Here is a 12687-nt window from a genome sequence, read left to right as displayed (position 1 = left end):
CCCTTGGGCCTGTCGGCCGGTCAGCCGGCCAGGACGTCGAGGTAGGCCGGGTCGGGCGGGATGGACGACAGGTCCGCGGCGAACCGCACCAGGCCGTCCTCGCGGGAGATCTCCTCGAAGCCGTTGAACCTGAAGGAGACGAGCATCATCCGGTTGCGGTCGGTCGGCACGAAGTCCGCGATCAGCCGGGCGCCCGCGTCCCGGGCCCGCCGCTTGACGTGGTTGATCAGGACGGTGCCCACGCCGCGCGACATCACCCGGCAGGACATCAGCAGCAACCGGAGGTGCCAGTCCTCCTCCCCCGTCTCCACCAGGGCCAGCCCGATGGTGCCGTACGGGCCGTAGCGGTCGGTCAGGGCGGCGGTCAGCAGCAGGTGCCGGTCCGAGGTGCGGAAGGCGTCGAGCTCCTCGTACGAGTAGGTGACGCCGGTCGTGTTCAACTGGTTGGTGCGGACGGTCAGTTCCTCGGCGCGCTGGAGGTCCGACTCGCCCGCGGGGGCGATCTCGAACCGCATGTCCAGGCGGGCCAGGAACTCGTCCTGGGCGCCGTCGAACCTCTCCTCGGCGTCCTTGCGGACCTGGTCCGCCCGGTACATCTCGCGGCGGCGCCGGGAGTCCTCCGTGGCGAAGCGCGGCATCAGCTCCGGCATCCGCGTCAGTGCGGGCAGCTCGGCCGCGTCCAGGCACCGCACCTGCGGGAGTTCGAAGGCGACCTCGTCCCGCTCGAAGGGCTGGTCGTCGATGAACGCGACCGCGTCCAGGCCGATGTTCAGCGCCTCGGCCACGGACCGCACGGACGCGGACTTGGCACCCCAGTTGATCTGCGGGTGCAGGAAGTACTCGGCCAGGCCGAGCTCTTCGAGCCGGGCCATGGCGGCCGCGTGGTCGTTGCGGCTGGCGATCGAGTGGAGGATGCCGCGCTCGTCCAGGGTGCGGATGGCGTCGGCGACGCCGGGCCGCAGGGTGACCTGCCCGTCCTCCAGGAGGACGCCGTCCCAGACGGTGTGGTCCAGGTCCCACACCAGGCACTTCACGGTCTTGCCGGTCCCGCTCATACGGCACGCTCCCGAAGGGCCGCCTGCGCCAGGTAGTCCTGCTGCACCTGGGTGCTGCCCTCGATGATCTCCATGATCTTCGCGTCCCGGAGCATGCGCTGGGCCGGGTGGCCCTCGGCGCAGCCCGCGGCCCCGAAGATCTGTACGGTGTCCGCCGCCGCGCGGAACGCCTTGACGGAGGCGAAGTACTTGGCCGTCCAGGTCGCGTCCACGGTCGCCGGGTCCCCGGCGTCCTTCAGCTGCCCCGCCCGCAGGCACAGCAGCCTGGCCGCGGTCGTGTCGGTGACCATGTCGGCGATCATGCGGCGCACCAGCTGGTGCTCGCCCAGCGGCCTGCCGAACTGGACGCGCTCGTCCGCGTGCGCGACGGAGGCGTCGGCGCACGCGGCGAGCAGGCCGACGCACCCCCACGCCACGCTGTAGCGGCCGATGTCCAGCGCGCTGGTGGCCACCGCCGACAGGCCGAAGCCGGGCCGCCCCACGAGGGCGTCGGCCGGCACCCGGCAGTCGTCCAGCCGGAGTTCGGCCAGGAGGGAGGCGCGGGTGCCGAGCATGCCGGTGACGGGCACGACCTCCAGCCCGGGTGCGCCGCGTTCGACGAGGAACGCGGTGATCTGGCCGTCCAGCCGGGCGAACACCAGGTAGACGTCCGCCCGCTGCCCGAAGGTGGTCCACATCTTGCCGCCGGTGAGGGTGTAGCCGCCCTCCGGCAGGCGCTGCGCCGTGGTGCGCAGCCGCCCGGCGTCACTGCCGGCCTCGGACTCCGAGAGGGCGAAGGCGCCGATGCTCCCGCCGCCGGCGAGGCGGGGCAGCCAGTGGGCGCGCTGCTGCTCGCTGCCCCAGCGGGTGACCGCGTGCACCACCATGCTGTGCACGGTCAGCAGACTGCGCATCGACGAACAGCCGTAGCCGACCGCCTCGTTCAGCAGTCCGAAGGAGACCGCGTCGAGCCCGGCGCCGCCGTACTCCCGGGGCACCAGTGCGCCGAGGTGGCCGCGTGCGGCGAAGCCGGCGACGGCCGATTCGGGCACGGCCTGGTTCTCGTCCCATGCGCCGGCGTACGGGGCGATCTCCTGCGCCACGTAGGACCGGGCTTCCGCGAGCAGGCTCTCCTGCCGCGCCGTCAACTGCATCGTGCGTCCCCCGTGGTCGTCAGGCGGCGGGCGTGGCCGCGGCCTTGCGCGCCACGAAGGCGGCCACGGCGTCCACGCTGCGGAAGTTGTCCATCTGGAGGTCCTCGTCGGCGACCGGGGTCGCCAGCTCGCTCTCCACGAACATCACCAGCTGCATGACGAAGAGCGAGTTGACGAAGCCGGAGGCGAACAGGTCGTCGCTGTCGGCGAGTTCGCGGTTGCGGACGTACTTGCCGATGAATTCCCTGGTGGCGGACTTGATGGCGTCCATCGAGACCTCTCTGTGAAGGTGTGCGGGGTGGGGGCGTGGCGGCGTCAGGCGGCGGGCTGCCCGCCGTAGTCGTAGAAGCCGCGTCCGCTCTTGCGGCCGTGCAGACCGGCGTGGACCATCCGTCGGAGCAGCGGGCAGGGCCGGTACTTGCTGTCGGCGAAGCTCTCGTACAGGCCCTCGATCGAGAGCAGGATCGTGTCCAGTCCGATGAGGTCGGCCGTCTCCAGCGGCCCCATCGTGTGGCCGAAGCAGGTCTTGAAGATCCGGTCGACGTCCTCGACGGTGCTGACGCCGTCCTGGAGGAGGAAGACCGCCTCGTTGACGGTCAGCATGAGGACGCGGTTGGACACGAAGCCGGGCGCGTCGTTGACGACGATGCCCTCCTTGCCCATCGCCGCGAGCAGCCGCTTCGTGGTGTCGATGGTCGCCTCGGAGGTGTGGTGCCCCCGGATGACCTCGACGACCGGCTTCTGCGTGACCGGGTTCATGAAGTGGGTGCCGACGACGCGGTCCGGGCGCGACACCGCGCCGCCGACCCTGGTGATCGGAATGCAGGAGGTGTTCACCGCGAAGACCGCGTGCTCCGGGCAGAGCCGGTCGATCTCCGCGTACACCCCGCGCTTGGTCTCCCAGTCCTCGGTGACGTTCTCGATGACGAAGTCCACCTCGGTGAACCCGCTGTAGTCGGTGGCGAAGGTGATGCGCTCCAGCACCTCGGCCACCGGGACCTCCGGTCCGCCGGCGCCCAGCAGCCGCTGGAAGCGGACCTTCTGCTCGATGGCCTTGCGGGCCCCCGCCAGCGCCTCCTCGGAGACGTCGACGAGGACGACCCGAAGTCCGTGCTGGGACAGCACCAGCGCCACCTCGCGGCCCATCACTCCGGCGCCGGCCACACCCACCGCACGCAGCGCGTCCATGTTCTCCTCCATGCCGTTGTCGTTCCGTTCGCTCTCCGGGCCGGCCGTCCGCCGGGCGGCCGTCACCGGTCCTCCGCCTTCCGCCGGTCCACGACCGTGGCCAGCTCGGCGACCGTGAGCGCGTTGAAGATGCTGCCGACGGCCACCTCGACGCCCAGGTCCGCGCGCAGCCGCGCCGCGAGCTGGATGCCCAGCAGGGAGTGCCCGCCGAGCTCGAAGAAGTTGTCGTGCGCTCCGACCCGGTCCAGGCCCAGCAGGTCCTGCCAGAGCGCGGCCAGCGCGCTCTCGGTGTCCCCGCGCGGGGCGGTGTACGGGGTCATCAGGTGCGGCCGGGGGTGGGCGGGGCCGGCCGGAGCGCCTGCGGCGGCCTGCTGCGGCTGCGCGCCCTCGGCGGTGACCTGGGCCATGACCGCGTGCAGGTCCTGGGTGCACACGGCGACCTGGGGGCCCGGGGCCGCCGCCACGATCCGGTCGAAGGCCGCCACGCCCTCGCCCGGCAGGATGCCCTGCTCCAGCTGCTGCCGCAGGAAGGCGACGCCCGGTGCCTCGCGCTCCTGCTCCGCCTCGGCGAAGCGGTATCCGACGACCTCCTCGGACGTGCCGTGCCGCAGGCCCGCCAGCCGTTCGGTGAGGTCGCCGGTCCGCTTCAGGACGAATCCCTCGACGACGACCAGCACGCGGCCGTCCTCGTCGGTGATCGTCACGTCGGCGGAGAGGGTCTCCAGTGCCGCGTCGTCGGCCACGGCGTAGCGGTGGTGGCTGTAGACGCGGGCGGTGAGCGGGGCGTACTGGGTGATCCGGCCGTAGGAGATGGGGATGCGGAACTCCTGCGCCGCGTGCACGCCGACGAAGGCGGTGGCGAGGTCCATGAGGGACGGGTGGAGGGCCAGCTCCGGGACCTCGTGGGCGTACGGTTCCGGCAGGGCCAGCAGGGCCAGGTACTCCCGGTCGCCGGCGTACATCCGCTCCAGGCACTGCGAGCGGCCCGCGAAGCCCATCGGGCCCTCGTGCACGGGGTGTTCCACCGGGCGCAGGCCGCCCGGCCCGGTCAGGGCCGCGACGTCCGGGGCCGCGGCGTCCGGGGAGGCGCCGTCCGGCCGGGCCTGCCGGTCGCCGGCGGTCGCCCTGCCGGTGGAGTTGAGGAGCCACGCGGCCTTGCCGTCGTACCGGCTGACCACCGAGAACGCGTAGTCGTCGCCGGTGCAGTCGAGCACCACCCTGACCTCGCGGGGCCGGTCCTCGTCGACCACGATCGGGGAGAAGAAGGTGATGTCCGACAGCTCCCGCAGCTCCTTGCCGGAGTGCTCGGCCACCGCCGCCCGGACGAGTTCCAGGTGGCCGGTTCCGGGGACGACCGGGTGGCCCAGCATCCGGTGCTCGTCGACGAGCCAGCTGCGGTCGGCGCTGAAGTCGGCTGCGTAGACCGTGTGCCGCTCGGTGGCGGTGAGGCGCCGCTGGAGCAGCGGATGGCCGGTCTGCGAGCCGGCGGTCCCGGTGGTCCCGGCGTTCGCCGCGGCGGCCCCGCCGACGGTGCGCTCGGCCATGCCGACCTCGCGCCAGGCGTCCCAGTCGACCGCCGTGACCGGCAGGTCGCCGAGGGCGTCGTGGTGGTGGGCCACGGCGTCCAGGAAGGCGTTGGCCGCGCAGTAGTCCACCTGCCCGAGCCCGCCGGTGACGGCCAGCAGGGAGGAGCACAGGACGACGAAGTCCAGGTCCGCCGCGACCTCGCGGCAGGCCTCCAGCAGCGCGAGCGTGCCGTCCACCTTCGGCGCCAGCACCGCGGCGGCCGCCTCCGGGTCCTTGAGCTGCATCAGGCCGCCGCCGGGCACGCCCGCGGCGTGCACGACGCCGTGCACGGCCCCGAAGCGCTCCACGGCCCGGCGCATCGCGGCCGCCACGGCGGGGCCGTCGGTGATGTCGGCGCGGACGACCTCGACGCGGGCGCCGAGCTCCTCCAGCCGCCGCACCCGCTCGATCCGCCGGGCCAGCTCGGCGTCGGCCCCGGTGCCCGGGGCGTCCCACTCCTCGCGTGGCGGCAGCCCGTGGCGGCCGACCAGCACGAGGTTGGCGCCGACCGTGCGGGCCAGGTGACCGGCCAGCTCCAGGGCCATGCCGCCCAGACCGCCGGTGATCAGGTAGGTGCCGCCCCGGCGCAGCCGGGGGTTGTCCTGCTCCGTGCCGTCGACCGGGGCGGGCAGGAACACCCGCCGCCAGCGGCCGGTGCCCCGCAGCGCGATCTGGGTGTCGGTGACCGGCTGGTGCAGCTGGGCCACGAGGGCGTCCAGGGCCCGGGCCTCGTCACGGCGGCTCGCGGGGGCGGTGAGGCTGATGTCCACGCTGCGGCAGGCGACGCCCGCCGCTTCGCGCGGCCAGACCTGGGTGGGGCCCAGCAGCAGGGCCTTGAGCGGCTGCGAGTCGCTGCCGTGCAGCGGGTGCAGGTCGCTGGAGACGACCGTGACGGCCACCTCCTCGCCGGCGCCCGTCCCGCCGAGCGCCTGTGCCAGGAACAGCAGGCTGTCGAAGGCGCGCCACCGGAGCTCGGCGGTGTCGGGACGGTCCTGCGGGTCGGTCACCGTCCAGCAGTGCACGATGTGCCGCGGCCGTGCGGCGGCTCGGTCGAGCTCGCGCAGCAGGGCGGCGTAGTCCTCGGCGCGGTCGGGCCGTACGGTGTACTGCCCGTCGCCCGTTTCCCGCCACGCATCGCCGGGTCGGACCGTCACCACCCGGTGTCCGCGCTCGGTCAGCCGTGCGGCGACGTGGTCGCCGACCGCCCGGTCGTCGAGGAACACCAGCCAGTCGGCGGGCTCGTCGGCGGCGCCGCCCGTGGTGAGCAGGGGCGGCAGCGGTTCCCAGCCCGGTACGGAGAACCACTCGGCGAGGTTCTCCTTGCGGACGAGGGCGGGAACCGCCGGCGGAGCCTGCTCGGTCTCCCAACGGGGGGTGACGCGGTGCTCGCGCAGGTCGAAGGGGGTTGTGGGCAGGGCGACCCTGGCCGGGCCGCCGTCGACGGCGGGCCACTGCACCGGTAGGCCGGCGAGCCAGAGCTTGCCGAGCGTGCCGCGCAGGAACCCGGCCGCCGGCCGCCGGTCGAAGGACGGGGGCAGCGTGGCGAGCACCAGCTGTGCCGCGGTGTCCTCGGCGGGGCGGTTGCGCAGGGCGATGCCGCCCAGCGTGGAGCCCGGGCCGACTTCGAGGAGGACCCGGTCCGGCTCCGCCCACAGCTTGTGGACGCCGTCGGCGAACCGGACCGGCTCGCGCAGGTGCCGCGCCCAGTAGCCGGGGTCGGTGGCCTCCTCGTCCGTGATCCAGTCACCGGTCACGTTGGACAGGTACGGGATGGACGGCGGCTTGAGCACGAAGCCGGCGACCAGCTCGGTGAACTCCTCGACGACCGGCTCCATCATGACGGAGTGGAAGGCGCGCGAGGCGTTCAGCCGGCGGGTGGCCACGCCCTCGGCCGCCAGGTCGGCCTCGACGGCGGCGATGGCGTCCGGCTCGCCGGACAGCACGCACAGGTCCGGCCCGTTGACCGCGGCCAGGGAGAGCCGGTCGCCGAGCAGCGGGCGGACCCGCGACTCGGGCAGCGGCACCGCGAGCATCGCTCCGGGCGCGAGTCGGCCGATCAGCTCGGCCCGCGCGGCCACCAGCGTCAGCGCGTCCTCCAGGGTGAGCACGCCCGACAGGCAGGCCGCCACGTACTCGCCCAGGCTGTAGCCGATGAGGGCGTCCGGCCGGACCCCCCAGTGCTCCAGCAGCCTGGCCAGCGCGTACTCCACGACGAACAGGGCCGGCTGGGCCTGCTCGGTCCGGCTCAGCCCCTCGGCCGGGTCCGTCCCGCGGCCGAGCAGCCTGCGCAGGTCGGTCCCCTGCCCCGGCTCGTCCGCGGGGGCGGGCCCGGGGTAGAGCGCGGCCGGCAGATCGATGCCGGAGCGCTCCTTCAGCAGGGCCGCGCAGCGGTCCACCTCGGCGCGGAAGACCGGTTCGGTCTCGTAGAGCTGACGCCCCATCTGCGGGTACTGGTCGCCCAGACCGGTCAGCAGGAAGGCGACCGGCGGAGCGTCGTGCGCCGCCTGGCCGGCGAAGAGGGCGTCGGCGGACGCGCCGCGCAGCGCGGCGACGGCCCCGTCCAGGTCGCGGGCGACCACGATCCGCCGGTGCGGGAAGTGGCTCCGGCCGTGCTGGAGCGTCCGGGCGACGTCGGCGAGCCGCAGTCCGGGACGGTCGGCGAGGTGTGCGGCCAGCCGCTCGGCGGCCTGCTCCGCGCCCTCCGGGGTGTGGGCGGACACCGGCAGCAGGTGCCAGCGGCCACGGGTCTCGTCCTCCTCGGCGCGGGCCGGCTCGGGCGCCTGCTCCAGGACGACGTGCGCGCCCGTGCCGCCCAGGCCGAAGGAGCTCACCCCGGCGCGCAGCGGGCCGGATTCGGCCGTCCACGCGGTGAGCTCGTGGTTGACCCGGAACGGGGTGCGGGCGAAGCGGATGCGCGGGTTGGGCCGCTCGAAGTGGAGGGTCGGCGGCAGCATCCGGTGCTGGAGCGAGAGGACCGTCTTGATCAGACCGGCGATGCCGGCGGCGGCGTGCGTGTGCCCGATGTTCGTCTTGACGGAGCCGAGGGCGCAGCCGCCCTCGCGCCACCCGGCGGCGCGGAAGGCGCGGTCGAGCGCGTCGACCTCGATGCGGTCGCCGAGCGGCGTGCCGCTGCCGTGCGTCTCGATGTAGCCGATGGTGTGGGGGTGGACGCCGGCGCGTTCCAGGGCGGTCCGGACGACCTCGGACTGGCCCTGCACGCCGGGGGCGGTGAAGCCGACCCGGTCGGCGCCGTCGTTGCCGACGGCGGAGCCGAGGATCACGGCCCGGATCGGGTCGCCGTCGGCGATCGCGTCGGCCAGTCGGCGCAGCACGACGACGCCCACGCCGTCGCCGATGACGGTGCCCTCGGCGGCGGCGTCGAAGGCGCGGCAGTGCCCGTCGGAGGAGAGGATGCCGCCGCGCTGGTACACGTATCCCCGCTGGTGGCCCGAGCGGACGGTGGCACCGCCGGCCAGCGCGGTGTCGGACTCGCCCAGGAGCAGGCTCTGGCAGGCGAGGTGCACCGCGACCAGCGAGGTGGAGCAGGCGGTCTGCACGGTCACCGAGGGGCCGGTCAGGTTGAGCTTGTACGAGACGCGGGTGGCCAGGTAGTCGCTGTCGTTGGCGACGTCGCGGGCGAACTCCGCGGCCGTGTCCCCGTCGGTGCGCACGTGCCGGAGGTAGTCGCTGCGGTAGCCGCCGGCGAAGACGCCGACCTTGCCGCCGAGCCGGTCGGGACGGCGTCCGCTGTCCTCCAGGGCCTCCCAGGCGCACGTCAGCATCAGCCGGTGCTGCGGATCCATGATGTCCGCCTCACGGGGGCTGATGCCGAAGAAGCCCGCGTCGAAGCCGAACTCGTCGTCCAGCACGGCCTGGGCCGGGACGAAGTCGGGGTCGGCGCGCAGTTCCTCCGGCACGCCCGCGGCCGCCAGCTGCCCGTCGTCGAAGAACGTGACGCTCTCGGTGCCGTCCCGCAGGTTGCGCCAGAACGCCCCTGGTCCGTCGGCGCCGGGGAACCGGCAGCCGATGCCGACCACCGCGATGCGGTTGTCGGTGAGGTCGGTGGTGCGGTCGGCGGCGTCGGCGGTGGCCGTCTCACGTTGGCTCATCGCTGCCGTACGTCTCCTTCGGTGCGGGGGGCGAAGTCCAGCCCCAGGTCCAGGGCGGGCGCCGAGTGGGTCAGCGCACCGACGGCGAGCAGGTCGACGCCGGTGCGGGCGTACGCGGCGGCGACGTCGAGGGTCAGGCCGCCCGAGGCCTCCAGGCGGGTACGGGTCCGCGCGGCGTCGCGGCGGCGGACCGCCTCGACGCACTGCTCGACGGTGAAGTTGTCCAGCATCACCTCGTCGGCCCCGAGGGCCAGGACCTCGTCGAGCTCCGCGAGGGTGGTCACCTCGACCTCGCAGGGCAGGCCGGGGGTGTGGGCGCGGGCGGCCTGCAGCGCGGCGCCCGCCGATCCGCCGGCGACGATGTGGTTGTCCTTGATGAGGATCGCGTCGCCGAGGCCGAGGCGGTGGTTCTGCCCGCCGCCGCGGCGCACCGCGTACTTCTCCAGCAGGCGCAGGCCCGGCAGGGTCTTGCGGCTGTCGCGGACCTTGCAGTGCGTGCCCGCCAGCGCGTCGTTCCACCGGGCCGTGAGGGTGGCCACGCCGGAGAGGTGGCACAGGAGGTTGAGCATGGTGCGCTCGGCGACGAGCAGTTCGCGGGTGGCGGCGGTGACGCGCAGCGCCACGTCACCGGGGCCGAGCCGGTCGCCGTCCGCGCGGCACTCGGCGACCTCGAACCGTCCGCCGGTGACGAGGTCGAGCACGGCCAGCGCCACCGGCAGGCCGGCCAGCACCCCCGGCTGACGGGAGGCGACCACCGCCTCGGTGACGGCGTCGGCGGGCACGGTGGCGTCGCTGGTGACGTCGGCGCCGTAGCGGAGGTCCTCCTCCAGCGCGGTGACGACCACGCGACGGGCGTCCTCGGCGTCGATGCCGGCGGCGCGCAGGCGCTCGTCGGTCGCCGGCGACCAGGCCTCGGCGATCATGCTGCTCCTCCCACGGGAACGGGATGGTGGATGGCCGGTCGTCCGGTGGCCGGGTCCAGCCGCACGGTCGTCGAACGGCCCCAGGCGATGTCGTCGGTGCCGGGGAAGTCGGTGCGCACGTGGCAGCCACGCGTCTCGCGGCGCTCGGCCGCGACCCCGAGGAGGGCTTCGGCCACCAGGGTGAGCGCCGCGTCCTCGACCGCCGGGGCCGAGTCGAGCGGGCGTCGGTGGGCGACGGCGGCGACGGTGTCGGCGGCTTCCGCCAGGCCGGCCGCGGTGCGGCCGATGCCCGCGTGGCGGCTCATCGCCCGTTGCAGAACCGACCGGTCGGCCGCGGCCGCGGTTGCCGGGCCGTCCGGCCACCCGGCCGCGTCCGGGGCCGGCGGGGTGAGGTCGCGGAGGTCGGCCGCGACCGCCCGCGCCGCCCGCTCCCCCACCACGAGCCCTTCCAGCAGGCTGTTGGAGGCGAGCCGGTTGGCTCCGTGCAGTCCGGTGCGCGCGACCTCGCCGGCCGCGTACAGCCCGCGCACCTCGGTGCGGCCGTCGACGGTCGCCACGACTCCGCCGCAGGCGAAGTGGGCCGCAGGTGCGACCGGTATGGGCTCGCGCGCCGGGTCGATGCCGGCGGCGGCGCACATGGCGTGGACGGTCGGGAAGCGGCGCCGGAAGGCGTCCGGCCCGAGGTGGGTGGCGTCCAGCAGGACGTGGTCGCTTCCCGTCTGCGCCATGCGGCGGGTGATGGCGGCGGACACCACGTCGCGCGGGGCGAGGTCGGCGAGCGGGTGCACGCCGACCATCACCCGCTCTCCCCGGGTGTCCACCAGGATGCCGCCCTCGCCCCGCACGGCCTCGGTGACCAGCGGCCGGCGACCGCGTGCACCGGGGCCGGTGAACAGCACGGTGGGGTGGAACTGGACGAATTCGAGGTCCGCCAGGCTCGCTCCCGCGCGCAGCGCCAGGGCGAGTCCGTCGCCGGTGGCGCCCTCGGCGTTGGACGTCGCCTGGTAGAGCTGTCCGAGGCCGCCGGTGGCCAGCAGTACGGCCGGGGCGGCGATCAGGCCCGGCACGGCGGCCGAGTCCAGCACCGCGAGGCCCGCCACCGCTCCGTCCGGCGTGCGCAGCACGTCCAGGGCGGTGTGTCCGGTCAGCACGGTGACGCGGCGGTCGCGGGCTGCCGCGAGCAGGGCCCGCTCGACCTCGGCGCCGGTGGCGTCGCCCCCGGCGTGCACGATGCGGAAGGCGCTGTGGCCGCCCTCGCGGGTGCGGGCCAGGGCGCCGTCGGCGCCGGTGTCGAACCGGGCGCCGGTGCGGCGCAGCCGCTCGACGGCGTCCGGGCCGTACGTGATGATCTGTTCGACCGCGTCCTCTTCGCAGAGTCCGGCTCCGGCTGCGTGGGTGTCCTGCGCGTGCCGCCCGACGGTGTCCCCGGGCTCGTGCGCGGCGGGCAGCACGACGGCCACGCCGCCCTGGGCGTAGCGGGTGTTGCCGTCACCGGGGTTGCCCTTGGTCACCACCAGGACCCTCAGCCCGAGTTCGACGGCGGTGAGGGCGGCGGTGAGGCCGGCGACGCCGGTCCCCACCACCACGAGGTCCGCGCGAGCCTCCCAGCGCGGGTCGGTCATTCCCCACCGCCCGGTCGGCCGATGGCGATCATCCGCTGGACGGACTCCCGGCCGCGAGCGGCGATCTCCGGGTCCACGTGCACCTCGTCGGCGCCCTCGCGCAGTGCGCGCAGCAGCGCGGCCGGCGTGATCATCTTCATGTAGCGGCAGGAGGCGCGCTCGTTGACGGCCCGGAAGTCGATCTCCGGCGCCGCCTTGCGCAGCTGGTGCAGCATCCCGATCTCGGTGGCCACCAGGACGGAGCGCGCCCCGGTCTCGCGTGCCGCGTCGAGCATCCCGCCGGTGGAGAGGATCTTCACCCGCTCCTGGGGCACGATGCCCTCGCCCGCGAGGTACAGCGCGGAGGTGGCGCAGCCGCACTCGGGGTGGACGAAGAGGTCGGCGTCGGGGTTGGCGGCCGCCCGGTCGGCCAGCTCGGCACCGTTGATACCGGCGTGCACATGGCACTCACCGGCCCAGATGTGCATGTTCTGCCGGCCGGTCTCCCGCTTGACGTGGGCGCCGAGGAACTGGTCCGGGCAGAAGAGGACCTCGCGGTCGGCCGGGATCGACTCGACCACCTCGACCGCGTTGGAGGAGGTGCAGCAGATATCGGTTTCCGCTTTCACCTCGGCGGTGGTGTTCACGTAGGAGACCACCACCGCGCCCGGGTGCTCGGCTTTCCACTCACGCAGCTCTTCGGCCGTGATGGAGTCGGCCAGCGAACAGCCGGCCCGGGCGTCCGGAATGATGACCCGCTTCTCCGGGGCCAGCATCTTGGCCGTTTCCGCCATGAAGTGGACACCACAGAAGATGATGGTGTCGGCGTCGCACTCGGCGGCGATCCGGCTCAGTCCGAGGGAGTCGCCCACGTGGTGCGCGATTTCCTGGATCTCCGGCAGCTGGTAGTTGTGCGCCAGAATCACCGCGTTGTGCTGCTCGGCGAGCCGCAGCACCTCCTCGCGCCAGGCCGCATCGGCCGCCACCCCTCCGTACGGGGTCAGGTCACCCTCCGCGCGCCCGCCGTCGGACGAGGCCACCACGGGAATCGCTTCCGCCGTCATCTGTTCAAGCCCTTCCAACCGAAAGCCTGGCGAACCAATTTGTCTGAG

Annotated in this window: 8 protein-coding genes; all 8 read right to left on the bottom strand. The window is 74.1% G+C overall.

Annotated elements, in window-relative coordinates:
• Positions 1–20: 20 nt before the first annotated feature.
• Genes OP86_RS08380 through nadA form a run of 8 tightly spaced genes read right to left on the bottom strand, consistent with a single transcriptional unit; the run spans position 21 to position 12639 of the window.
• A complete protein-coding gene (locus OP86_RS08380) occupies positions 21–1055 on the bottom strand; it encodes an HAD-IIIC family phosphatase (protein ID WP_030058606.1) in 1035 nt (344 codons plus the stop codon).
• On the bottom strand, positions 1052–2188 hold the full coding sequence (locus tag OP86_RS08375) for an acyl-CoA dehydrogenase family protein (protein ID WP_030257796.1): 1137 nt from the start codon (positions 2186–2188) through the stop codon (positions 1052–1054). The genes OP86_RS08380 and OP86_RS08375 overlap by 4 nt, the downstream gene beginning before the upstream one ends.
• A gap of 19 nt (positions 2189–2207) precedes the next feature.
• Positions 2208–2459: a phosphopantetheine-binding protein gene (locus OP86_RS08370; protein WP_030058607.1), complete on the bottom strand. Its 252-nt coding sequence runs from the start codon at positions 2457–2459 to the stop codon at positions 2208–2210.
• Positions 2460–2503: 44 nt separating this feature from the next.
• Complete coding sequence (locus tag OP86_RS08365; protein WP_234434952.1) at positions 2504–3442, bottom strand: 3-hydroxyacyl-CoA dehydrogenase family protein; 939 nt, start codon at positions 3440–3442, stop codon at positions 2504–2506.
• Positions 3439–9051 (bottom strand): type I polyketide synthase, encoded by a 5613-nt coding sequence (locus OP86_RS08360; protein WP_051829850.1) that lies wholly within the window; start codon positions 9049–9051, stop codon positions 3439–3441. Before OP86_RS08360 ends, OP86_RS08365 begins: the two co-directional genes overlap by 4 nt.
• Positions 9048–9974 carry a carboxylating nicotinate-nucleotide diphosphorylase gene (gene nadC, locus OP86_RS08355; protein WP_051829849.1) on the bottom strand — a complete coding sequence of 309 codons (927 nt, stop codon included), beginning with the start codon at positions 9972–9974 and terminating at the stop codon, positions 9048–9050. Before nadC ends, OP86_RS08360 begins: the two co-directional genes overlap by 4 nt.
• Entirely contained in the window at positions 9971–11596 is a 1626-nt protein-coding gene (locus OP86_RS08350) for an L-aspartate oxidase (protein ID WP_030257787.1), read from the bottom strand. Before OP86_RS08350 ends, nadC begins: the two co-directional genes overlap by 4 nt.
• Positions 11593–12639: a quinolinate synthase NadA gene (gene nadA, locus OP86_RS08345; protein WP_051829848.1), complete on the bottom strand. Its 1047-nt coding sequence runs from the start codon at positions 12637–12639 to the stop codon at positions 11593–11595. Before nadA ends, OP86_RS08350 begins: the two co-directional genes overlap by 4 nt.
• Positions 12640–12687 lie beyond the last annotated feature (48 nt).

The sequence above is a fragment of the Streptomyces novaecaesareae genome (genome assembly GCF_000716875.1).
Taxonomy (GTDB): domain Bacteria; phylum Actinomycetota; class Actinomycetes; order Streptomycetales; family Streptomycetaceae; genus Kitasatospora; species Kitasatospora novaecaesareae.
Note: the sequence above shows the minus strand (reverse complement) of the source record. Positions and strands in the feature narration are given on the sequence as shown.

What these genes read in the sequence shown, in the direction of transcription:
- OP86_RS08380 (WP_030058606.1), bottom strand. Translation starts at nt 1,055, where the DNA reads ATGAGCGGGACCGGCAAGACCGTGAAGTGCCTGGTGTGGGACCTGGAC.
- OP86_RS08375 (WP_030257796.1), bottom strand. Translation starts at nt 2,188, where the DNA reads ATGCAGTTGACGGCGCGGCAGGAGAGCCTGCTCGCGGAAGCCCGGTCC.
- OP86_RS08370 (WP_030058607.1), bottom strand. Translation starts at nt 2,459, where the DNA reads ATGGACGCCATCAAGTCCGCCACCAGGGAATTCATCGGCAAGTACGTC.
- OP86_RS08360 (WP_051829850.1), bottom strand. Translation starts at nt 9,051, where the DNA reads ATGAGCCAACGTGAGACGGCCACCGCCGACGCCGCCGACCGCACCACC.
- nadC (WP_051829849.1), bottom strand. Translation starts at nt 9,974, where the DNA reads ATGATCGCCGAGGCCTGGTCGCCGGCGACCGACGAGCGCCTGCGCGCC.
- OP86_RS08350 (WP_030257787.1), bottom strand. Translation starts at nt 11,596, where the DNA reads ATGACCGACCCGCGCTGGGAGGCTCGCGCGGACCTCGTGGTGGTGGGG.
- nadA (WP_051829848.1), bottom strand. Translation starts at nt 12,639, where the DNA reads ATGACGGCGGAAGCGATTCCCGTGGTGGCCTCGTCCGACGGCGGGCGC.